20 protein-coding genes are annotated in these 22,243 nt (G+C 70.5%); 5 read left to right on the top strand and 15 right to left on the bottom strand.

The genetic code is table 11. From position 1 onward, the window contains the following. Nucleotides 1-130 precede the first annotated feature (130 nt). Nucleotides 131-586: a hypothetical protein gene (locus ACWD04_RS06070; protein WP_451128593.1), complete on the top strand. Its 456-nt coding sequence runs from the start codon at nucleotides 131-133 to the stop codon at nucleotides 584-586. A 6-nt stretch (nucleotides 587-592) separates the two neighbouring features. Here the strand turns inward: ACWD04_RS06070 and ACWD04_RS06075 are convergent, their stop codons facing one another. Continuing rightward, entirely contained in the window at nucleotides 593-1,750 is a 1,158-nt protein-coding gene (locus ACWD04_RS06075; protein ID WP_451128595.1) for a methyltransferase, read from the bottom strand. Nucleotides 1,751-1,821: 71 nt separating this feature from the next. Further along, nucleotides 1,822-2,034, bottom strand: coding sequence for a hypothetical protein (locus ACWD04_RS06080; RefSeq protein ID WP_451128597.1), 213 nt, complete (start codon nucleotides 2,032-2,034; stop codon nucleotides 1,822-1,824). 211 nt (nucleotides 2,035-2,245) lie between these two features. Between ACWD04_RS06080 and ACWD04_RS06085 the strand changes: the two genes are divergently transcribed. Next, nucleotides 2,246-3,067 (top strand): endonuclease I family protein, encoded by an 822-nt coding sequence (locus ACWD04_RS06085; protein WP_451128599.1) that lies wholly within the window; start codon nucleotides 2,246-2,248, stop codon nucleotides 3,065-3,067. 4 nt (nucleotides 3,068-3,071) lie between these two features. Here ACWD04_RS06085 and glsA read toward each other — a convergent pair whose 3' ends face one another. Together glsA and ACWD04_RS06095 are read right to left on the bottom strand one after the other, a co-directional pair. Next, complete coding sequence (gene glsA / locus ACWD04_RS06090) at nucleotides 3,072-4,424, bottom strand: glutaminase A (RefSeq protein ID WP_451128601.1); 1,353 nt, start codon at nucleotides 4,422-4,424, stop codon at nucleotides 3,072-3,074. Nucleotides 4,425-4,488: 64 nt separating this feature from the next. Beyond that, a complete protein-coding gene (locus tag ACWD04_RS06095) occupies nucleotides 4,489-4,983 on the bottom strand; it encodes a DUF1269 domain-containing protein (RefSeq protein WP_451128603.1) in 495 nt (164 codons plus the stop codon). A 136-nt stretch (nucleotides 4,984-5,119) separates the two neighbouring features. On the opposite strand from ACWD04_RS06095, the gene ACWD04_RS06100 reads away from it, so the two are divergent. Then, nucleotides 5,120-6,235 (top strand): baeRF3 domain-containing protein, encoded by a 1,116-nt coding sequence (locus ACWD04_RS06100; protein ID WP_451128605.1) that lies wholly within the window; start codon nucleotides 5,120-5,122, stop codon nucleotides 6,233-6,235. Nucleotides 6,236-6,355: 120 nt separating this feature from the next. Beyond that, nucleotides 6,356-6,760: a hypothetical protein gene (locus ACWD04_RS06105; RefSeq protein ID WP_451128607.1), complete on the top strand. Its 405-nt coding sequence runs from the start codon at nucleotides 6,356-6,358 to the stop codon at nucleotides 6,758-6,760. Nucleotides 6,761-6,803: 43 nt separating this feature from the next. On the opposite strand, the gene ACWD04_RS06110 is transcribed toward ACWD04_RS06105, so the two are convergent. From ACWD04_RS06110 to ACWD04_RS06160, 11 genes are all read right to left on the bottom strand, one after another. Further along, complete coding sequence (locus ACWD04_RS06110; RefSeq protein ID WP_451128609.1) at nucleotides 6,804-9,191, bottom strand: phosphoketolase family protein; 2,388 nt, start codon at nucleotides 9,189-9,191, stop codon at nucleotides 6,804-6,806. Between the two features lie 31 nt (nucleotides 9,192-9,222). Beyond that, nucleotides 9,223-10,629, bottom strand: coding sequence for an NADP-dependent succinic semialdehyde dehydrogenase (locus tag ACWD04_RS06115; protein WP_451128611.1), 1,407 nt, complete (start codon nucleotides 10,627-10,629; stop codon nucleotides 9,223-9,225). Between the two features lie 148 nt (nucleotides 10,630-10,777). Then, nucleotides 10,778-11,239: an ATP-binding protein gene (locus ACWD04_RS06120; protein ID WP_451128613.1), complete on the bottom strand. Its 462-nt coding sequence runs from the start codon at nucleotides 11,237-11,239 to the stop codon at nucleotides 10,778-10,780. 145 nt (nucleotides 11,240-11,384) lie between these two features. Further along, the gene (locus ACWD04_RS06125) at nucleotides 11,385-13,481 is read right to left on the bottom strand and encodes a xanthine dehydrogenase family protein molybdopterin-binding subunit (protein WP_451128615.1); all 2,097 of its coding nucleotides are present in this window, start codon (nucleotides 13,479-13,481) and stop codon (nucleotides 11,385-11,387) included. 43 nt (nucleotides 13,482-13,524) lie between these two features. Continuing rightward, entirely contained in the window at nucleotides 13,525-14,520 is a 996-nt protein-coding gene (locus tag ACWD04_RS06130) for an FAD binding domain-containing protein (RefSeq protein ID WP_451128617.1), read from the bottom strand. Further along, nucleotides 14,517-15,089 carry a 2Fe-2S iron-sulfur cluster-binding protein gene (locus tag ACWD04_RS06135; RefSeq protein WP_451128619.1) on the bottom strand — a complete coding sequence of 191 codons (573 nt, stop codon included), beginning with the start codon at nucleotides 15,087-15,089 and terminating at the stop codon, nucleotides 14,517-14,519. Before ACWD04_RS06135 ends, ACWD04_RS06130 begins: the two co-directional genes overlap by 4 nt. A 35-nt stretch (nucleotides 15,090-15,124) precedes the next feature. Continuing rightward, nucleotides 15,125-15,520, bottom strand: coding sequence for a hypothetical protein (locus tag ACWD04_RS06140; protein ID WP_451128621.1), 396 nt, complete (start codon nucleotides 15,518-15,520; stop codon nucleotides 15,125-15,127). After that, a complete protein-coding gene (gene nrfD / locus ACWD04_RS06145) occupies nucleotides 15,517-16,464 on the bottom strand; it encodes an NrfD/PsrC family molybdoenzyme membrane anchor subunit (protein WP_451128623.1) in 948 nt (315 codons plus the stop codon). The genes ACWD04_RS06140 and nrfD overlap by 4 nt, the downstream gene beginning before the upstream one ends. After that, nucleotides 16,461-17,363, bottom strand: a complete 903-nt coding sequence (locus ACWD04_RS06150; RefSeq protein WP_451128625.1) for a 4Fe-4S dicluster domain-containing protein — start codon at nucleotides 17,361-17,363, stop codon at nucleotides 16,461-16,463. Before ACWD04_RS06150 ends, nrfD begins: the two co-directional genes overlap by 4 nt. Further along, nucleotides 17,360-20,632: a formate dehydrogenase gene (fdh, locus tag ACWD04_RS06155; protein ID WP_451128627.1), complete on the bottom strand. Its 3,273-nt coding sequence runs from the start codon at nucleotides 20,630-20,632 to the stop codon at nucleotides 17,360-17,362. Before fdh ends, ACWD04_RS06150 begins: the two co-directional genes overlap by 4 nt. Before the next feature lie 148 nt (nucleotides 20,633-20,780). Beyond that, entirely contained in the window at nucleotides 20,781-21,746 is a 966-nt protein-coding gene (locus ACWD04_RS06160; RefSeq protein ID WP_451128629.1) for an LLM class F420-dependent oxidoreductase, read from the bottom strand. 88 nt (nucleotides 21,747-21,834) lie between these two features. Between ACWD04_RS06160 and ACWD04_RS06165 the strand changes: the two genes are divergently transcribed. After that, on the top strand, nucleotides 21,835-22,173 hold the full coding sequence (locus ACWD04_RS06165) for a DUF6479 family protein (protein ID WP_451128631.1): 339 nt from the start codon (nucleotides 21,835-21,837) through the stop codon (nucleotides 22,171-22,173). Nucleotides 22,174-22,243: the final 70 nt, after the last annotated feature.

The raw sequence follows: 22,243 nt of genomic DNA on the forward strand, positions 1-22,243 counted from the left end.
TGGAACCGGGGCCTCTGGGCGGGTCTTCGTGCCGGGCGCGGTCGTACCGGGAAGATCGTGCCTTCTAGGATGGCGTCCGGCGCAGTTACCTGCATACCGCAACCGCGCACGTCCGGGGAGGGGTGGGGCTGTGCCCAGGTGGGGACTGGTGGTCGAGGAGAACCGAGGGTACGGCCGGCACTCACGGACGTGGTCGGTGGAAGTCATCGGTCACGTGGAGGGAACGCACGAGGAGGCGCTCGCAGCGCTCCGGCTGCGGGCCGAACGTTTCGCGCCGTTCCATCCTGCCGAGCCTGGACGCCGGGAGCTGTACCAGGAGGCGAACGGTTTCCTGCTGGTCGTCCACGGGTTCTGGCAGCCCTTCCACTGCCGCTTCTCGGTGGCCGAGCAGCTGTACGACAGCGCCGCTCCCGAGCCCGTGGCGAAGCACCCGGACGCCCCGGCGGCGGACCGGGAAGGTCCTGCGCCCAAGGTGCCTGTGCCGCCGGAGTCGAAGCCCCGCGCCCCCGACCCCGGTCCCCCGCCCGCCTGGGACGCACAGGTGCCGGAGGTGCCGTCCTGGCTGGGCCGGGACGACCTCCCCTGACGCGGGTCAGCGCTTGACGGCCCGCAGGACCACGAACTTCGGGTCGCCCGCCACGGTGACGCAGTTACCGAAGATCCGGCGCAGCTGGGTGTGATAGGCGAGGTGGCGGTTGCCCACGACCCACAGCTCCCCGCCCTGGCGCAGCGCGGCTCTTGCTCCGTGGAACATGTTCCGGGCCGTGGCGTCGGTGACCGCCTGGTGCGAGTGGAACGGCGGGTTGCTGAGGACCAGGTCCACGCTTCCCGGCGGCATGTCCGCCATTCCGTCGCCGACGAGGAATTCGGCCTCGGCCGCCGGCCCGGTGTTGGCGTTGAAGGTCTCTTCGGCAGAGGCGACGGCCCGGTACGACTCGTCGATGAAGGTGACGGTGGAGTCGGGGTTGGCGAGTGCCGCGGACGTACCCACGACGCCGTTTCCGCAGCCGAGGTCGACCACGCGGTCGGGCCCCTTCCGCTCCGGGAGGTGCTTCAGGAAGAAGCGGGTGCCGATGTCCAGGCGTTCGGCGCAGAAGATACCGGCGTGATTGGTCACGGTGCGGCCGGAGACCACGCCGACGTCGTCGGGCAGCTCGTAGCGGTACGGCCAGGGGCTGGGGATCCTGGCCAGGGCGGGATCAGGGGTGCAGAAGATGAGCCGCGCCTTCTTCACCGCGAGGGACGTGCGCGTGGGCCCGATGATCCGCTCGAACAGCTTGAGGGTGGAAGTGTGGATCTCCTTCACCATGCCGGTGCCGATGACGACGGTCCCGGCGTGCACGGCGGGAGCGAGTCTGTGGAGCTGGTCCTCCAGGAGCGCGAGGCTCTTGGGCACCCGCACGAGCAGCAGATCCACGCGCTCCGGCGGGGTGTCACACACCGACAGAATGCGTACCGCGTCCTGGGCGGCGCCGTTGCGCGCCAGGTTGGCCTGCGTGGCCCGTCGGGCGAGATACGAGTCGGTGATCATGACCGGGCGGTGTGCGGCCAGCACGGTGGCCAGGGCACCCCAGCGGTCGCCTGCCACGGCCACGGTGCCGACGGGACGGACCGGCTCGCTCCCGTCCGCTCCCTCCAGCCGCCGCAGCAGGTACTCGTCGGCGGCGTCCCACGCACGGAACGGGTCGCGCGGGTTCTCGGGAAAGCGGGCGAGATCGAATTCGCCCTGTGACGTCGTCAAACGGTTCATATTGCGTTCAGGCTAACCGAGTGGCGGGAAGCGCTCCGCACGCTCCCCGCCCCCGGGATGTCACGCGGGTCCTACGGGAGCCGTTTGTCCATGGCTGACCGGCCCTCCTCGGACAGCCTGCGCTGTGCCCACTCCAGGCTCCGGGCGGTCAGGTCCCGCCCGGAGGCGAGAACCAGATCCTCCGCGGTGGGCTGATCGTCGCCGCCGGTGTGCAGCAGACGATCGGGAGTCACCCCCCGCACTTCCGGCACGGATAGGGATACGGATTCGGACTCTTCGCTCATACCGCCTCCTCGTCCTTGCGGCAATTCTCACTCCGGGGCGGCATCTGCGCATCCGATGCCTCCGCGGACCGGAGAAAGCCGTTACTTGACCTGCACATGATGAATACGCAGTGTTCACGCGACCGGCACCGTGCGTGTGGAAGGCTCCCGACCGAACAGACCACGTCCGGCCATCACGACACCGTTCGCCACCCCGGAGAGGACACCCCACATGTCCAGTCGTCGCCGTTTCTACGCGCGTCCACTACTAGCGGCAGCCGCCTCGGTCGTCGTACTCGCAGGCGTCGCTTCCGCCGCGCCCGCCGCCACCTCCACGACCGCCGGGACGGCGCGCCCGGCCGCCGCTCTCGACGACACGTACTACCAGGACGCCCTGGGCAAGACCGGCACCGCCCTCAAGAGCTCGCTCCACACGATCATCAGCGACCAGACCACGCTCTCCTACAGCCAGGTCTGGGACGCGCTCAAGACGACCGACGAGGACCCGGCCGACTCCTCCAACGTGATCCTCCTCTACACCGGCCGCTCGCAGTCGAAGAGCGAGAACGGGGGCAATACCGGCGACTGGAACCGGGAACACGTCTGGGCCAAGTCCCACGGCGACTTCGGCACCGCGACCGGTCCCGGAACCGACATCCATCACCTGCGCCCCGAGGACGTCCAGGTCAACTCCACCCGCGGCAACAAGGACTTCGACAACGGTGGCAGCGCCGTCTCGGGGGCTCCCGGCAACTACACCGACGGCGACTCCTTCGAACCGCGTGACGCCGTCAAGGGTGACGTCGCCCGGATGATCCTCTACATGGCGGTGCGGTACGAGGGCGACGACGCCTTCGCCGACCTGGAGCCGAACGACAGCGTGAGCAACGGGTCGGCGCCGAACATCGGGCGGCTCTCCGTCCTGAAGCAGTGGAGCCAGGAGGACCCGCCGGACAGCTTCGAGCGGAACCGCAACGAGGTCATATTCGACCAGTACCAGCACAACCGGAACCCGTTCATCGACCACCCCGAGTGGGTCGAGGCCATCTGGTAGGGACTCAGCCCGGTCCAGCCATGGCCTGTGCGCAGTGCTCCGCGGCCTCCTCACGGGAGCCGAAGCGCGGCAGGTCCTGGCCGGTCCGCTCCCGGACCAGGTCCGGCGGGCCCAGTCGGTCACCCGGATCGACGACGACGGCGCGCCGCCCTTCCCGGGCGAGCCGGGACAGGCCGGCGTGCAGCAGCGCGAGGGCGACGGAGTCGGCGCCGGTCACCTCGCGCAGGTCGAGCACCACCGAAGCGGCCCGATCCGTGCCCGACTCGTCCAGGGCGTACAGCACACGCTCGACCGCGGTGAAGTCGAGGGCACCCTGGGCCGCGACGACACCCACGCGTTCGCGCAACGCGCGCTCCCGCCGGCCGGGCGGCGCCGAGGGCAGCACGTCGGCGGTGGTGACCAGCGTGACGGTGGAGCCGGGCAGCGCCGGATTTTTCATGAGGTGCAGCCCCAGACGTTCCGAGAGTGCACCGAGCGCGGCATGGCCGCGCACCGAGGTGCCTGCCTCGTCCAGCAGCGGGCTGTAGGCGGCCAGGCCGAAGCGGGCCGGCCCGGCGGCGATCAGGCCGCCGGACACACCGCTCTTGGCGGGCAGCCCGACCCTCAGCAGCCAGTCGCCGGAGGTGTCGTACATCCCGCAGGTCGCCATGACCGCGAGGACCTGTGCCGCGACCTCCGGGGAGACGACCTTCTCCCCGGTCACCGGATTGACCCCGCCGTGCGCCAGGGTGGCGGCCATCACGGCGAGATCGACGGCGGTGGCCCGCACCGCGCACTGCCGGAAGTAGGTGTCCACCGCGGCCACCGGGTCGACGGGCAGGGTCCCCGCGCTACGGATCAGGTAGGCGAGCGCCCGGTTACGGTCCCCCGTCGCGGCCTCGGATGCGTACACACCCTCGTCGACATCCAGCTTCCGCCCGGCGAACCGGCTCAGACAGACCAGGATGCGGTGGAACGCGGGAACCTCGCGACTGTCGGGAACCAGGGCGGTGGTGACGATGGCGCCGGCGTTGACCATCGCGTTGGCCGGCCGCCCGGTGCCGGGTTCCAGGCTGATGGCGTTGAACGCCTCACCGCTCGGCTCGGCGCCCACCCAGCGGCCCACCTCGTCGAGGCCGTGCGAGGCCAGCGCAAGGGCGTAGACGAAAGGTTTGGACACCGATTGCAGGGTGAAGGGGGTGTCCGCCGCACCGGCACTGTAGGAGTGCCCGTCCATGCTGACGAGGGAAAGCCCGAAGTCGTCGGGGTCCGAGGTGGTCAACTCCGGAATGTAGTCGGCGCGTCGGCCCTCCCGTACACCGACGAAGCGTCCATGGAGATCGCGCAGCGCGTCTGTGACGGCCTCGGACGCGCTCACCGGGTGCCCGCCGACTGCCGCACGGGGTCTCCCGCGGGGCCCGCGGGAGGCGGCCCCTCCCCTGTCATTCCGCCTCGTCGCCGAAGATCTCGCGGCGCTCGGCATCACGCTCCGCGTCGAGGTTGCTGTGCGACAGCTCGGCGCCACCGCCGGGCAACGACTCGCTGACGCGGCTGGGCGCCTCGTCCGGGGTGAGCAGGAACAGCGCCGAAGTCCCGAGCGTCACCTTCTGCTTGACCTCCGCGATGAAGACGTCGTCGATGCCGGCGTCGGCGAGCTTTCCGCCGAGCGCCCCGGCCGCGGCCCCGATGGCCGCGCCCAGCAGCGGCATCAGGAAGATGAGCCCGAAGAGCATGCCCCAGAAGGTTCCGCTCAGCGCGCCCGCGCCGACGAGGTTGATCAGCTGTCGCTTCTTCGGTCTGGGGCGCTCGGCCCGCCAGGTCACGACGGCGGCGTCAAGGATCCTGACCAGCCCTTCCTTCTGGGGGGACTTCAGGGCCGTCTGCACATCCTCCGCGCCATCGGCCGTCCGGAACTTCCACACAGTGAGCGTGGACATCTCGTGTACCTCCGAAAGGCAAGGTAATAATTCGCCCATCTTACGATCAAAAGGTATGAATTAACTCGTCGAACGACCCGCCCCGTGCCGAGGGCGGCTCCAGCACCGAGGACCCCGAACCCTCCGGGAGGGAACGATGGATACGGACGCCCTGACGCCCGGCCTGTTGCAGAAACTTCGCGCGACCAGGCCCTATCCGGCCCTGTCTCTGACGATGCCGACCCACCGTCGGGCGCCGGACAACACCCAGGACGCCGTACGGCTGCGGAACCTCGTGGCCAGGGCCGGCAGCCGGCTGGACGCTGATCCCCGGGTGACCCGCGAGGCCGGGACCGCGGTGAAGGCACAGCTCGACCGTGCGGTGGCCGAGGTGGATCAGCGCCGCGCGCTGGAGTCCCTCGTCATCCTCACGGACACCGACGGCTACCAGATCTGGCAACTGCCGCGCACCGCACCCGAAAGAGTGGTCCTGAGCGACAGCTACCTCACACGCAACCTGGTCGCGGCGAAGGCCGGAGCACAGTCGTTCTGGGCGCTCAGCCTGTCCGCGGAGCACGCCTCACTGTTCTCGGGTACGAACGACGGACTGCGCCCCGAGCCGAGGGACGGATTCCCGCTCACGGCGCCGCACGAGGAGCCCAACCCGCAGCGTGAGGAGCGGATCGGCGACACCCCGAGCACCTACAGCAGCGAGGACGCCCGCAACTTCCTCCGCACGGTCGACGAGCAGCTGCGCGCGGTCCTGGCCGCTGACCCGCGTCCGCTGTTCCTCGTGGGCCTCGCACCCGCGCTCGCCCTGCTCGACGAGGTGGGCGAGAGCGCGAAACCGGCCGTCGGCAGGGTCACGAAGGGGACGACCGCGGAAACGAGCGCACCCGAGCTGGCCAAGGAGCTGGGCCCGGCGCTGGGGGACTGGCGGAAGAAGGCCGCGGCCCGGATCCGGGACAGGCTCGACAACGCCCACAGCAGCCGTTCCTTCGCCGGCGGCCTCGACGAGGTGTGGCTGGCCGTACGGGAGGGCCGGGCCGGCCTGGTCACGGTGGAGGAGCACTTCGAGCAGACGGTCCGGGTCACCGACGGACACCTGGAGCCGGTGGACCCGGACGTCACACCGGCCACGGACGGCCAGGTCCGGGAGGACATCGTCGACGAGCTCGTCGAATCGGCGTTGGACAAGGGCTGCGAGGTGGCCTTCGTCTCCGACGACTCCCTCGCGGGCCACGGCCGGATCGCAGCGGTTCTGCGCTTCTGACCGCGTGTCCCCGCGTGAGTATTATGGGAAATTTGTCTAGGTTTGGCGCTCCGAAGTCGATCTCGTCGACCTCACCGAGTTGATCTCACCGATCACATCGTGAACGAAGGAGAGCCATTCATGGACCGAATCAGGCGCGCATCGGCAGCAGCCCTGCTGACGGCTGCGGCACTGGCCGGCGCGGTGGGCGGGGCCGTGGCGTCGCCCGGTGGCCCCGCACCGCAGCCCGGGGAACGTGTGCAGGTGGCCACACGGCCGGCTCTCTCCGCCCACGCGACCGCGCGCAGCGTGGCGGCCTGGGAGGAGTTCCGGATCCACGGCTCCGCCCGCAACGTCCGTTCCGGCACTCCGGTCACCCTGCAGCAGAAGCAGGGCGAGCGCTGGGTGTCCCTGCCCGCCGCGATCAGGATCATCGGCAGTGGCGAGTACAGCCTGCGTGTGAAGCTGGGCATGCAGGGCGAGAACGCCCTCCGGATCGTCGGCGGCGGAGCCGTCTCCCCGGCCGTACGCACGACCGTGAACTGAGCGCCCGCCTTCGCACTCTTCCGGAGTGCGAAGGCGAAGCGTGTCAGCCCTCCCAGGTCCAGTCGGCCACCTCGGGCAGGTCCGTGCCGTGTTCCCGGATCCAGGCGTGGTGGCGGGTGCGGGCGTCCGCCATCGCCTGCCGGACGGCGACGGCGCGTACCCCCAGGCCGGGAACCCGGTCGACCACGTCCATGACCAGCCGGTAGCGGTCCAGGTCGTTGCGGACCACCATGTCGAACGGCGTGGTGGTGGTCCCCTCCTCCTTGTAGCCCCGGACGTGGAGGTGCGCGTGGCCCGCCCGTCGGTACGCGAGGCGGTGCACCAGCCAGGGATACCCGTGGTACGCGAAGATCACCGGCTTGTCACGGGTGAAGACGGAGTCGTACTCCGCGGCGGGCATCCCGTGCGGGTGCTCGTCGTGCGGCAGCAGCCGTGTCATGTCGACCACGTTGACCACGCGCACGGCGAGGTCCGGAAGGTGACGCCGCAGGAGCCCCGCCGCGGCCATCGTCTCCAGGGTGGGCACGTCCCCGGCGCAGGCAAGCACGACGTCGGGCTCGCGGCTGCCGTCCTCGGTGCCGGCCCATCCCCACACCCCGGCCCCCCGGGCGCAGTGCGCACGGGCCTCGTCGAGGGTGAGCCAGTCGAAGCCGGGCTGCTTGCCGGCCACGATCACATTGACGTAGTCGCGGCTGCGCAGTACGTGATCGGCTGTGGACAGCAGGGTATTGGCGTCCGGTGGCAGATAGACCCGGACGACCTCGGGGCTCTTGTTGAGGATGTGGTCGACGAAGCCGGGGTCCTGGTGTGAGAAGCCGTTGTGGTCCTGGCGCCAGACGTGCGAGGTGAGCAGGTAGTTCAGCGAGGCGACGGGTGCACGCCAATGCAGCCGACGGGAGGTGCGCAGCCACTTGATGTGCTGGTTGACCATCGAGTCGACGATGTGGGCGAAGGCCTCGTACGAGGAGAAGAGGCCGTGCCGCCCGGTGAGGAGATACCCCTCCAGCCAGCCCTGGCAGAGGTGTTCCGAGAGTACTTCCATCACCCGCCCGTCGCGGGCCAGATGCTCGTCGGCCGGGAGGATCTCCGCCTGCCATGCCTTGCCGGTGACCCCGTAGAGCGCGCCCAGCCGGTTGGACTCGGTCTCGTCGGGGCCCACCACACGGAAGTTCCTGCGCTCGGCGGTGGCCGCCATGACGTCTTCGAGCAGCCCGCCCAGCACGCGGGTCGGCTCGTGCAGGACGGTCCCCGGCTTGTCGACCCGCACCGCGTGGTCCTCGAGGCGGGGGAGCGGTAGATCCCGCAGGAGCAGCCCGCCGTTGGCGTACGGTGTCGAGCCGAGCCGTGCGGCGCCCACGGGGACGCAGTCCAGGACCTGGGCGTTGGGCCGTCCCTCCGAGTCGAAGAGTTCCTGCGGGCGGTAGGAGCGCATCCACGCCTCGAGCATGCGAAGGTGGTCGGGGTTGTCCCGGACCCCGGGCAGCGGAACCTGGTGAGCGCGCCAGGTGTTCTCGACGGGGAGCCCGTCCACCTCCTCGGGGCCGGTCCAGCCCTTGGGGGTGCGCAGGACGATCATCGGCCAGCGGGGACGTACGGACGCGCGCTCGGCGCGGGCCGCGTGCTGATACCCCCCGATACGGTCCACTGCGAGGTCCATGGCGGCGGCCAACGCGCGGTGGACCGTGGCGGGCTCGTCTCCTTCGACGTAGAGGGGATCATGGCCGTATCCGCGTAGCAGTGCGTCGAGTTCGCCCTCGGGCAGCCGGGCCAGCACCGTCGGGTTGGCGATCTTGTATCCGTTGAGATGGAGGATCGGCAGGACGGCTCCGTCGTGCACCGGGTCGAAGAACTTGTTGGAGTGCCAGGACGCGGCGAGCGGCCCGGTCTCCGCCTCCCCGTCCCCGACGACGCAGGCGACGAGAAGCTCCGGGTGGTCGAACGCCGCTCCGTAGGCGTGGGTGAGCGCGTATCCCAGCTCGCCGCCCTCGTGGATGGAGCCCGGCGTCTCCGGGGCGACATGACTGGGCACACCGCCGGGGAAGGAGAACTGCTTGAACAGTGCTGCCATTCCGGCGCGGTCGCGGCTGACATGTGGATACGTCTGCGAATAGCTGCCCTCCAGCCAGGAGTTGGCGAGGACGGCAGGGCCGCCGTGACCCGGCCCCCAGACGCAGAGTGCCTGCCGGTTCCGAGCCTTGACGATCCGGTTGAGGTGGGTGTGAACGAGATTCAGCCCGGGTGAGGTGCCCCAGTGGCCGAGCAGCCGCGGTTTGATGTGCTCGGGTGCCAGCGGCTCCTCCAGGAGCGGGTTGGCCATCAGATAGATCTGTCCGACTGCCAGGTAATTTGCGGCACGCCAGTGCGCGTCGAGTGCCGAGATCTCGGTGTCGGACAGGGCGGATGCCCCGAACGGTGTGCGGGCGTCGGTCATGAAGCGTCTCCCTGGGGTCCCTGGGGCATGACTAGCGGGCGTCCGGATCGGATCCGTACCAGACCGTGGTGGCGTTGCAGAATTCTCGGATGCCGTGCCCAGCCAGCTCCCGCCCGTAGCCGGAGCGCTTCACCCCGCCGAACGGCAGCGCGGGGTGCGAGGCCGTCATGCCGTTGAAGAAGACCCCGCCGGCCTCCAGGTCGCGCACACAGCGGCTCATCTCCCCCTGGTCACGCGTCCAGACGTTGGAACTCAGCCCGAACGGTGTGTCGTTGGCGAGGTCCAGCGCCTCGTCGAGGTCCGCCACACGGTAGAGCGTCGCCACCGGCCCGAAGGTCTCCTCGCGGTGGATGCGCATCTCCGGCCTGATCCCGGTGAGCACCGTGGGCTCGTAGAACCAGCCGCGGTCCAGCCCCTCGGGGCGCCGGCCCCCGCACAAAGCGGTGGCGCCCTCGCCCAGGGCGTCCTTGACGAGTTCCTCAAGGTCGGTGCGGCCCTGTTCGCTGGAGAGCGGCCCCACATCGGTGGTCTCCTCCAGCGGGTCGCCGACGGTCAGGGCGCCCATCCCCGCGAGGAAGCGCTCGGTGAACGACTCGTACACGTCCGCGTGAACGATGAAGCGCTTGGCGGCGATGCACGACTGGCCGTTGTTCTGGACGCGCGCGGTCACCGCGGTCCCGGCGGCCTTCTCGACGTCCGCCGAGGGCAGGACGACATACGGGTCGCTGCCACCGAGTTCCAGTACGGTCTTCTTCACTTCGTCGCCCGCGACGGCGGCGACGGCGCGGCCGGCCGCCTCGCTGCCGGTGAGCGTAGCCGCGGCGACCCGCGGGTCGCGCAGGATCGCCTCGACGGCGCCCGAGCCGATGTGCAGCGTCTGGAAACAACCGGCGGGGAACCCCGCCCTGGCGAAGAGGTCCTCGATGTACAGGGCGGTCTGCGGCACATTCGAGGCGTGCTTGAGCAGGGCTGTGTTGCCCGCCATGAGCGCGGGCGCGGCGAAACGCATGACCTGCCAGAGCGGGAAGTTCCACGGCATCACGGCGAGCACGACGCCCAGCGGCCGGTAGTGCACCTGGGCTCGGGAGGCACCGGAGTCCTTGACGTCCGTGTCGTCGGGGTGCTCGTCGGCGAGCAGGCGTTCGGCGTGAGCCGCGTACCAGCGCATCGCCTTGGCGCACTTGGCGGCCTCGGCACGGGCGGCCTTGACCGGCTTGCCCATTTCGGTGGTCATGGTGCGGGCGATGTCCTGCTGGTCCTCGTCGAGGAGATCGGCCGCCCGGTTCAGCAGGCGGGCACGCTCGGCGAAGTCCGTGGTGCGGTAGCTGCGGAACGCGCGGTGTGCGGCGGCGAGCCTGCGCTCGGTCTCCCGCTCGTCCAGTGCGTCGAATGTCCTGAGCGTCTCACCGTTCGCGGGATTGACCGTCGCGATGGGCATGGCAGTGCCTCCTTGCGTTGTCCTTCGACCGTGCCGCGCCACGCCGCAGCGCGCAACGCGACGCCTCACGCACGCGTACCCGGCCCGCGCGGATCATGCGTGCTGCGGGCACACCGTCCGCGCCGACCGGGCCGGCACCGGCTGTTCGTCACACGAGTTCGCCCACCGGGCCGCTGAGGAACGTGCGGCCGCCGGGGAGGGGCGTCTGCGGAAGCAGTCCGACGGTGCACGGCGTCTCGGCGTAGCGCGTGAACCACACGACCTTGCCGTCGACGGTCCGGCAGGTACCCCAGCTGTCACTCAGAGCCATGACGCGGCTGAGGCCGCCGCCGCCGCCGTCGAGCAGCCGGGGCATCCGCACATCGTTGTCGGCCACGGACACCGTCAGGCGCCGGCCGGTCCAGCGGAGCTCGAGGACGCACTCGCTGTCGTCGCCGACGTGTCGCTGGACGTTCGTCAGGAGCTCCTCCGCGGCCCGCCATACCGGCCGGACGTGCAGTTCGAGACTCCAGTGACGAAGGTGCGCGGCGACTATGCGCCGCAGCTGGGAAATGCGCTCTGCCGACACCTGCAGTTCGACCAGACAGTGCCGGTCGGGTGGAACGGTCATCGTCGAGGCTCCTCACCGCGAGGCCCACGTGCTTCACCCCGTTTGAACCAACGACCCCCGAACACGAAGCGTGAGCAGTAATCACTTCCGGGTCACTCATCAGAGTGGCCCGAGGGGGCCGGTTGCGCAACCGAGGGGCCGGGAGTCACGGCAGGTAAGGCAGGAGTCTGTCCGGGGTCAGGGGGAGTTCGCGCAGCCGGGCGCCGGTGGCGTGCCGCACCGCGTTCCCGATGGCGGCCGCGGTTCCGACAATGCCGATCTCGCCGATGCCCTTGCTGCCCATGGGGTTGAGGTGCAAGTCCTCCTCGTCGATCCAGTGCGCCTGGATGTCGGGGACGTCCGCGCAGGACGGCACGTGGTAGGAGGCCAGGTCGCACTCCGTGAAGTCACCGAAGACCGGGTCCATGGTGCTGCCCTCGGTGAGGGCCATGCCGAGGCCCATGACCATGCCGCCGACGAACTGGGAGCGTGCCGTACGGGAGTTGAGGATGCGTCCGGCGGCGTACATGCCGAGCAGCCTGCGGACCCGTACCTCACCGGTGAGGGAGTCGACCGCGACCTCGGCGAAGTGGGCGCCGAAGGCGTGCCGTGCGTACGGGGACTCCTGTGCCGCCTCCTCTCCGGTGTCGGCGGTGACGGTGACGCCCTCCGGCGGGAGCGGTCCGGTGTGCTCGGCGAGCCGCCGTACCAGGGCGGTGGCGGCCTTGTGCACCGCGAAGCCCCAGGAGGCCGTGCCCGAGGAGCCGCCCGCGACGGATGCGGTGGGCAGATCGCTGCTGCCGATGTCGATCCGTACGTTCTCCGGGGGCGTGCCCAGGGCCGATGCGGCGATCTGCGCCAGGACGGTGCGGGCCCCCGTGCCGATGTCGGTGGCGTTGACGCCGACGTGGAAGGAGCCGTCCGGAGCGGCCTGCGCGGAGGCCGCCGACTTCAGGACGAGTACGGGGTACGTCGCCGAGGCGACCCCGGTGCCGAGCAGCCAGGCCCCCTCCTCGCGGGCGGCGGGCTGCGGGTCACGGCCGTACCAGCCGAAGCGCCGGGCTCCCTCGGTCAGACAGGCCGCGAGGTTGCGGCTGCTGAACGGACGCCCGCTGTCGGGTTCGGTGGACGGTTCGTTGCGCAGCCTCAGCTCGACCGGATCGATCCCGAGGGCGCAGGCCAGTTCGTCCATGGCCGACTCCAGCGCGTACATACCCGAGGCCTCCCCCGGTGCGCGCATCCAGGACGGACTGGGCACGTCGAGTGCTGCCACCCGGTGCTCCGTTCGGCTGTGGGGGGAGGCGTACATGACCCGGGCGGGTACGGCCGCCTGCTCGACGAATTCCTTGATCCGCGAGGTGTGCGTGACGATCTCGTGCGAGACGCTGGTGAGGACGCCGTCGCGGTCGGCTCCCAGACGTACCCGTTGCAGGGTGGGTGCGCGGTGCCCGACGACCGCTGCCATGGACCGCCGGGGCAGGGCGAGCTGGACCGGGTGCCCGGTGTGCCGTGCGGCCATCGCGGCGAGGACGGACTGGGGACGCGGGGTGCCCTTGGATCCGAAGCCGCCGCCGACGTGTTCGGAGATGACGGTGATGCTGTCCCGGTCGAGCCCGAGGGCCTGGGCGAGACTGTTGCGCACTGCGGTCGATCCCTGGCTGGAGTCGTGGACCGTCAGGTGTCCGTCGGCCCACCGGGCTGTGGAGGCGTGCGGTTCCATGGGGTGGTTGTGCAGCCCTCGCAGCGTGTAGGTGGCGTCGATCCGCACGGGTGCCGCGTCGAGCGCGCGCATGGCGTCGCCGCGTTCACGCAGAGCCGGGTAGCCGCCGTTCGCCTCCTCCGGGGTGTAGAGGCCCGGGTGATCCCCGGCGAGGACGACATCGTGCCCGGCGATGGCGTACTCGACGTACACGGCCTCCGCGCCGGCCCGGGCGGACTCCAGGCTCTCGGCGACGACGAGAGCCACGGGCCAGCCGCGGTGCGGCACCCTGTCGTCCTGGAGCACGGCGAGGATCGGGTCGTCGGGCTCCTCCAGCCGCGGCGCGTTGTCATGGGTCAGTACGGTGTGCACCCCCGGCACGGCGAGCGCGTCGGCGGTACGGATCGCGGTGACGCGCCCGCTCGCGACGGTGGCGGGGACGATCCAGCCGTACAGAGAGCCTGGCGTCGTGTGTTCCGCGGCGTAGCGGGCGGTGCCGGTGACCTTGTCCCGGCCCTCGCGGCGGACGACGGGCGCGCCCAGCGCCTGAGGGGAGTCGCTCATGACGGTAGTCCTCGGTTCGTCGGGGTGTGCGGGGGGCCGCGGATCAGGCGGATGCGGCCTGGGTGGTGAGTCCGGTCAGGGCGCCGACGGCCAGCCGGCGGGCCAGGTCCACCTTGAAACCGTTGTCGCGCAGGGGCCTGGCCGCTCCGAGTTCGGCGTCCACCGCTCGCATGAAGGTGTCCTCGGTCGCGGGGGCCCCGCGCAGCACGTCCTCGGCCACCCGGGCACGCCACGGCCGGTGCGCGAGCCCGCCGAAGGCGAGCGACGCCCGTTCGACGCGGCCGTCGCGCACGCTCAGTACGGCGGCGACGGAGGCCAGCGCGAAGGCGTACGAGGCGCGGTCCCGCGCCTTTCGGTACAGGGAGACCGCACCGGCGGGAGGCGGCGGCAGCACCACTTCCGTGATCAGCTCGCCCGGACGGGCCACCGTGTCCTGGTCGGGGTTGTCGCCGGGCAGCCGGTGGAAGTCCGTCACGGACACGGCCCGCTCCCCCTCGGGCCCGTGCATCTGGACGGTGGCGTCGAGGGCCGCGAGGGCGACCGCCATGTCCGAGGGGTTGGTGGCGACGCAGTCCTGCGAGTGGCCGAGCACCGCAAGATCGCGGTGCGCTCCCTCCCGGGCCGGGCAGCCCGAGCCGGGAGCCCGCTTGTTGCAGGGCTTGGAGACGTCCTGGAAGTACGGGCACCGGGTCCGCTGGAGCAGGTTCCCGCCGGTGGTGGCGGTGTTGCGGAGCTGCCCGGACGCGCCGGCCAGCAGCGCCTGAGACAGGGCGGGCCAGCCCTTGCGTACGTCGGGGTGGGCGGCGAGGTCGCTGTTGCGTACGGTCGCGCCGATCCGGAGACCGCCGTCGTCCGTCCGTGTCACCCGGTCCAGTGGCAGCCGGCTGACGTCGATGAGCAGACCGGGCGACTCCACCCCGAGTTTCATCAGGTCGACGAGGTTGGTGCCGCCGCCGAGGAACCGTGCGCCGGGGTGCCCGGCGCCGGCACGGACGGCTTCGGCCACGGTGGCGGGACGCAGATAGGCGAAAGGTTTCACGGGACCACGTCCTCGATGGCCTCGACGATGTACGGATAGGCACCGCACCGGCAGAGATTGCCGCTCATCCGCTCGCGGATCTCGTCCGCGTCGAGCGGGACCGGCCCGCCGGCGACGAGAGCCGCCCGCGGGGTGACGTGGGAGGGGAAGCCGGCCTCCACCTCACCGAGCATGCCGGCCGCCGAGCAGATCTGTCCCGGGGTGCAGTAGCCGCACTGGAGCGCGTCCCTCTCCAGGAAGGCCGACTGGAGCGGATGCAGCCGGTCGCCGTCGGCCAGCCCTTCGACGGTGGTGATGCGGGCGTCCTGCTGGGCGACGGCCAGCAGGAGGCAACTGTTGGCGCGCCGTCCGTCGACGAGGACGGTGCAGGCTCCGCACTGGCCGTGGTCGCAGCCCTTCTTGGCTCCTGTGAGCCCGAGATGCTCGCGCAGCGCGTCCAGCACGGTGGTGCGGTTGTCGAGCGTGAGAGTTCTTTCCGTGCCGTTGACGTACAGCGTGAAAGTGGAACGGTCGTCGGGAGTCGGCACGTGTGCCGCTTCCGCGCCGACGGTCCCCGGAGTGGCATCCATGTACGCGTACCTTCCGAATTCGGGGCCTGCGGTCGTCATGCGGGACGGTGGCTCTCCAGTCGCAGGCGGATCTCCTGTTCCTGGTCGCCCGCCGCCGTTCCGACGAGCCGGACGGTGAAAGCCTCCGCCAGGTGCTTGCGGAGACGGTCGACCGCCCAGTAGCCGCCCTGCGCCTCGACCATCACCGGCACGGAGAGCTGCGCGGGCCCGGGGCCGGTCTTCACCTCCGTGACGTCCACGGTCGCCGTCCATACGGTGGGGCGCGTGTCCGACGCGTCCTCGGGGGTGTCGCTCGCCGGACGGTCGGAGACGAACGAGCGCCGCAGCACCTCGAACACGGTGCGCGCGTCCTCCTTCGGACAGCCTGTCACCGCCACCACGACGTCGCCGCTCTCCTGGTGTTTTTGTGACTGTTCCTGCGTGCTGTTCACCCTGGATTCCTTTCACTGGAGCGCTGGGAACGCAGCTCGGCGGCGTCGCGCTGGGGGCCGACCGTGTGGGCGGGATCCTCGGCGGAAACGATTCCCGCCGCGAAGACCCCGAAGCGTGTGCAGGCAGAGCCCGCGAGCAGTGCGAGGCCGGCGCCGGCGGCGACGGCACGGCTGCGGTGTCCGAGAAGGAGGGCCGCCGTCGCCCCGGCTGCGGTGAGTCCGCGTGCCGCGCGCATCAGCGTCCCGGCACGGCCCTCGCGGTAGGTCACCGCGACGGAGCCGAGGCGCCGTTCCACCGCGCGGCTCGCGGCGCCGTCGGCGACGGCCGCGAGTACGCAGGCGTACCGGGCCGGGGCGTTCTCGTGGACGGGCCCGGCGGCCAACGCCATTCCGGCGGCAGCGGCAGTGGCCGACGCCCCGAAGAGATAGGGAAGTTCGCGGTGTGCGCCGTGCCACGCGGGTACGGCGGTGTCGGCGGCCAGCACCGCGGTGTACGTCGCCAGAGCGGGGCCCAGCACTGCGGCGGCCACGGTGGCCGCGGCGCCCGTCCTGGGAAGTCGGCCGGTCACGGCGGTGAGGGCGGCGGCCCCGGCGGCGGGTCCGTAACCGGAGAGCAGCCAGGAACCCATGCTCATCGGGGATGTCGGTCTGAAGACGCGCAGCATGTTGGGGAAGCGCGACGGGCGGCCGAGGTCGTGGACGAGCGCGGCAGCGGAGAGGCTGACGGCGGCGAGCGAGGACACTTTCAGGGCCTTGGCCGTGGTGCCACGGCCGGTCAGGTGGGCCCCGGCGGCGAGGACGGAACCGGCGCCGGCCAGACCGCCGAGGAAGAAGTACCCGGCGATGTCCTGGGCGGACCACGACGGTGCCTTGATGACGGGCCGGCCGTAGTAGGAGGTGAACTCCGCGCGGCCGGCCTTCTTCCTGGACGTGCTGGCGGTCATGTCCGGCCGCTCCTTCGGGTGAGTACGGGAATCGCGAAGGACAGGGCGGCGCCCGTGACCAGCGACAGGGCGGCGATGCCGGCGTGACGCCACATGGCCGGCAGGTCCCGGGTGGTGACCACGGGGTGCGGAGGCAGGCCGTACACCTCGGGTTCATCCATGAGGAGGAAGAACGCGCCGTCCCCTCCGACGCCGTTGTCCGGTTCATGGCCGTACAGCCGGGCCTCGGTGACTCCGGCCTCCTGCAGCTGTTCCACCCGCAGCGCGGCCCGCTCCCGCAGTTCGTCGAGCGGGCCGAACTGGATGGACTCGGTGGGGCACGCCTTGGCACACGCGGGTTCCTGGCCCGCGCCGAGACGGTCGTAACACATCGTGCACTTGAACGCCCTTCCGTCCGTGGGGCGTTGCTCGATCACTCCGTACGGGCAAGCGGGCACGCAGTAGCCGCAGCCGTTGCAGACGTCCTCCTGGACGACGACCGTGCCGAACTCCGTGCGGAAGAGTGATCCGGTCGGGCAGACATCCAGGCAGGCGGCATGGGTGCAGTGCTTGCAGACGTCCGAGGACATCAGCCACCGGACGCCCGAGGCGTCCTCCGGCTTCCCGGGATCCGGCTCGACGAGCGGCAGTTCCCTACGCCCGGCGGGCACGGGCTGCTCGATGAAGGCGACGTGCCGCCAGGTGGAGGCGCCCAGCCCTCCGGTGTTGTCGTACGACATACCGGTCAGCGACAGCCCGCCCTCGGGGAGGGCGTTCCACTCCTTGCAGGCGACCTCGCACGCCTTGCAGCCGATGCAGACGGAGGTGTCGGTGAAGAACCCGACGCGCGGCGGGGCGTTCTCGTGTCCGGCGTCGCCCGCCGGGTCGGGCTCGGGCCCGCTGAAGAGGTTGTCCCTCACGTCGTCTCCTGCGTTCGGGTCGTTTCCGTGATCCCGGCCCGGCGGCGGTACTCCGCGACGAGTTCGGGCAGCGCGGGGCCCCTGGGCCTGCGCCCGGGCCGGATGTCGGCGGTGAGCGCCTTGTCCTCCTGGATCAAGGCGTTGGGGTCGAGCGCGATGGCCACCAGTTCGTTGGCCGCGTCACCGGTGACGATCCCGTTGGGGCCCCAGTGGAAGGGCAGACCGATCTGGTGCACGGTACGGCCCCGGACCGTCAGGGGCGTGATCCGGCGGGTCACCATGACGCGGGCCTCGACGGCGTTGCGGGCCGTGACGATCGTCGCCCAACCGCCGTGCTCGAGCCCTCTCTCTCCTGCGAGCTGCGGCGACACCTCGCAGAAGAACTCCGGCTGCAGCTCGGACAGATAGGGCGACCAGCGGCTCATCCCGCCCGCCGTGAAGTGTTCGGTGAGTCGATGGGTGGTGACGACGTACGGATACACGTCCGCACCCGGCTCGTCGCCGCTCGGGTGGTAGCGATTGCCTTCGCGCGGGTGCAGATGCCTGACCGGTGAGCGGGGACGCGAGGGGTGGAGCGCGTTGGTGAAGGGCGAGTCCTGCGGCTCGTAGTGCGTGGGCAGCGGGCCGTCCTCGAGGCCGGAGGGGGCGTAGAGCCAGCCCTTGCCGTCGGCCTGCATGATGAACGGGTCGTCCCCGCGCAGCGCGTCGGGTCCTTCGGCGCCGGGCGGAGGTACGTGGCCGGGGGCGCGGTCCGGGACGAAGTCCGGGACGTCGTGCCCGGTCCACCGGCCTTCCGCCTCGTCCCACCAGACGCATGCCTTGCGGTCGCTCCATGGGCGGCCGTCGGGGGCGGCCGAGGCCCGGTTGTAGAGGATGCGCCGGTTGGCGGGCCAGGCCCACGCCCACTCGGCCGCCACCCAGTCCTGCTCCGTGTGGGGCTTGCGGCGAGCGGCCTGGTTGACGCCGTCCGCGTACACCCCGCAGTAGATCCAGCATCCGCACCGGGTCGAACCGTCGTCCTTGAGCTCGGTGTAGGCGGAGAGCGGGGCGCCGTCCGGGCCATGCCCGTTGATCTCGGCCAGGACCGCTGCCGATACCGGCTCGTCGAGCGGACCGTCGACCGGATAGTCCCAGGTCAGGTCTTGGACGGCGCGGTCCATCGGATCGGCGGACGCCGCGAGCCGCTCCTTGATGCGCCGGCCGAGGTGGTACATGAACCAGAGGTCGCTGCGCGCGTCGCCCTCGGGCTCGACGGCGGCGTGGTGCCACTGGAGCCACCGGTTGGTGTTGGTGAAGGATCCGGACTTCTCGGTGTGCGCCGCTGCCGGGAAGAAGAAGACCTCGGTTCCGATCTCCCCCGTGGTCATCTCCCCGGTCTCCGTCTCCGGGCCGTCCTGCCACCAGGTGGCGGACTCGATGAGCGAGAAGTCACGGACGACGAGCCATTCGAGCTGGGCCATGCCGAGCCGTTGCAGCCGTGTGTTGGCGGAGCCGACGGCCGGGTTCTCACCCATGAGGAAGTAGCCCTTGCACTCCCCCGCCAGTTGCGCCATCACCGTCTCGTACGTGCCGTGGGCGCCGGTGAGGCGAGGCAGGTGGTCGAAGCAGAAGTCGTTCTCCGCGGTGGCCGCGTCGCCGTAGTAGGACTTGAGCAGGCTCACGAAGTAGGCCCGCATGTCGCCCCAGAAACCTTTGTCGGTGCGGCTCGCCCGGACGAGGGCGTCGAGGTTCTCGTGGGCGTGGGCGTGCGGCATCGGCAGATAGCCCGGCAGCAGGTTGAAGAGGGTCGGGATGTCGCTGGAGCCCTGGATCGAGGCGTGTCCCCGCAGGGCCTGGATGCCGCCGCCGGGCCGCCCGATATTGCCGAGGAGCAGCTGGAGCACGCTCGCCGCACGGATGCACTGGGTGCCGGTGGTGTGCTGGGTCCAGCCGACGGCGTACGCGAAGGCCGTGGTCCGGTCCCGTCCGGAGTTGGAGGTCAGCGCGTCGCAGACCTGCAGGAAGACCTCTTGCTTCACCCCGGTGATCTCCTCGACCATCTCGGGCGTGTAGCGCGCGTAGTGGCGCTTGAGGATCTGGTAGACGCAGCGGGGGTCCTGCAGGGTTTCGTCGCGCGGCGGCCATGCCCGGGCCTGCGGGCCTCCCGACCCGTGGGTCTCGGACCCCGCCGCGGAGTGGATCCGGCGGTGCGCGTCGTCGCTTCCGGCGCGGTCCTCGTACAGCTCGTCCACGTTCCCGGAGGGGGCCTGTACCTCGGTGTCCCGGTACTGCCACGTGCGGGGGTCGTAGTGGCCCCCCTCCTCGTCCAGGCCGGAGAAGACGCCGTCGAGGTCCTCGGTGTCCCTGAAGTCGTCGCCGATCAGCGTCGCGGCGTTGGTGTAGTTGAGGACGTACTCCCGGAAGTCCTTCTCCTCGGTGAGCACGTGGTTGATGATCCCGCCGAGAAACGCGATGTCGCTCCCGGCCCGGATGGGCACGTAGAGGTCGGACAGGGCGCTCGTGCGGGTGAAGCGTGGGTCCACATGGATGATCCGGGCGCCACGTGCCTTCGCCTCCATCACCCATTGGAAGCCGACCGGGTGAGCCTCGGCGAAGTTCGACCCCTGGATGATGATGCAGTCCGCGTGCTGGAGGTCCTGCATGAAGGTGGTCGCTCCGCCCCGGCCGAAGGAGGTACCGAGGCCGGCCACGGTGGAGCTGTGGCAGACCCGCGCCTGGTTCTCCACCTGCACGATGCCGAGGCCTGTGAAGAGCTTTTTGATCAAGTAGTTCTCTTCGTTGTCCAGGGTGGCTCCGCCGAGACTGGCGATGCCCATGGTGCGTGCCGTGCGGAGCCCTTCGTGCTCCCACTGCCAGGTCCTGCGCCGGGTCTCGACGACTCGGTCCGCGACCATGTCCATCGCCGTCTCCAGGTCGATCTGCTCCCAGTCGGTGCCGTACGGGCGCCTGTGGAGCACCTGGCGGCGGCGGGCCGGACCGGTGGTGAGCTGGAGTGTCGCGGAGCCCTTGGGGCACAGCCTGCCGCGGCTGACCGGCGAGTCCGGGTCGCCCTCGATCTGGACGACCCGGTCGTCCTTGACGTACACCTGCTGGCCGCAGCCCACGGCGCAGTACGGGCAGACAGACTTGACCACGCGGTCGGCCGTGGCCGTGCGCGGCCGGGTCTCCTCCGTCGCCCGTGACACGACCGCCTGACCTCTGCCCAGACGATCACCGCCGGTCAGCTGCCGGTACACGGGCCATCGGCCGAGCGGGTTGCGTGCTCCCATCGCGTTTCCTCCAGCCGTCCGGTGACTCACTCCAGGCTCACCCCATGGCTCCGTGTCGGCGACACGAGCGACGGCTCGGACGCGCGGGCCCCCGAAAGATCTCGTACCCGGTGGGCGGCGGGGAAACGTGCTGCTGCCCGGCTGCCGCCTACAGTTCGCGCAGTGCCGGCAGCAGCGTGCTCCGCGCCCATTCGATGAAGGGCCGCTGCTGGGCGCCGCCGATCTGGACGAGGGCCACCTCGGTGAAGCCCGCCTCCGCGTAGGGCCGTACGGCCTCGACGAACGCGTCGACGTCCGAGCCGCACGGGATCGCTTCTGCGATGTCGTCCTTACGGACGAACTGGGTCGCCTGTTCGAAGGCGGAGGGACCCGGCAGCTCCGAGTTGACCTTCCAGCCGCCGAGCGACCAGCGGAACTGGTCGTGTGCGCGGGCGATCGCGGCGTCCCGGTCGGTGTCGTAGCAGATGGGCACCTGTCCCACACGGGGTTTGCCGGCCCCGCCGTGCCGGTCGAACTCGCTCAGCAGTTCACTCCTGGGTTCGGTCGCGATGACCAGGTCACCCAGCGTGCCCGCGAGTTCGCAGGACCTCTCCCCGGAGACCGCGATGCCGATGGGGACGCGCCGGTCGGGCAGGTCCCACAGCTTGGCGTTCTCCACGTCGAAGTGGGTGCCGTGGTGGTTGACGTAGCCCCCGTCGAAGAGGGCGCGGATGATCCGTACGGCCTCCTCGAGCATCTCCAGACGGACAAGGGCCGAGGGCCATCCCTCGCCCACGACGTGTTCGTTGAGGCTCTCGCCGGAGCCGAGGCCGAGCCTGAAGCGGCCCTCGGCGAGCAGTTGGAGCGTCGCCGCCTTCTGCGCGACCACTGCCGGGTGGTAGCGGGTGGTGGGGCAGGTCACGTACGTCATCAGCGGAATTCTGGACGTGGCTTGCGCGGCGGCTCCCAGAACCGACCACGCATAGGGCGCGTGTCCCTGGGAAGCCAACCAGGGGAAGTAGTGATCGGAGATCACGGAGAAGTCGAAGCCTGCCTTTTCCGCAGCGGCCACGTCCTCGACGAGTGCACGGGGGCCTGCCTGCTCTGTCATCATCGTGTAGCCGATTTGAACCATATGAAACACATTTACCGTGACATCGCCATAAAACATGAATTCATATCAATGGCTGTCTGTGATCGATTCCCTGGGGTATGCGCCATGCATGGACGTAACGAACGGAGCATGGGAATCGCTCGCCAGTACCGGCGGCGCCGGCGGGCCGGGAGCAGTAGGCGTGATCATCGGCATCGTGGGCCTGTTCGTGGTGCTTCTGCTGATCGGGGGCTTCTGGTTCGGCATGAGGCGCCGCGACAAGGAATCACGGCCACCGCGCCCCGATGAGCAGCCGCCGCGTCCGGAGCATCGGACCGAGATCCGGGAGAGCGGGCAGCACAGCTCTGACCGCTTCCCCGAAAACGGCCACGCCCTCTCACCGTACGAGCTGAGCGACCGCGGTAACGAGGTGATCCCGCAGCCGGAGGACGAGCACCGGCGTGACTGACGCACGATCGCACCGGCCACCGGCCGACCGGCCGACCGGGCACAGACGTCCGGGCCCGTCACGGAGCGGG

Source organism: Streptomyces sp. NPDC002911, from assembly GCF_053591835.1.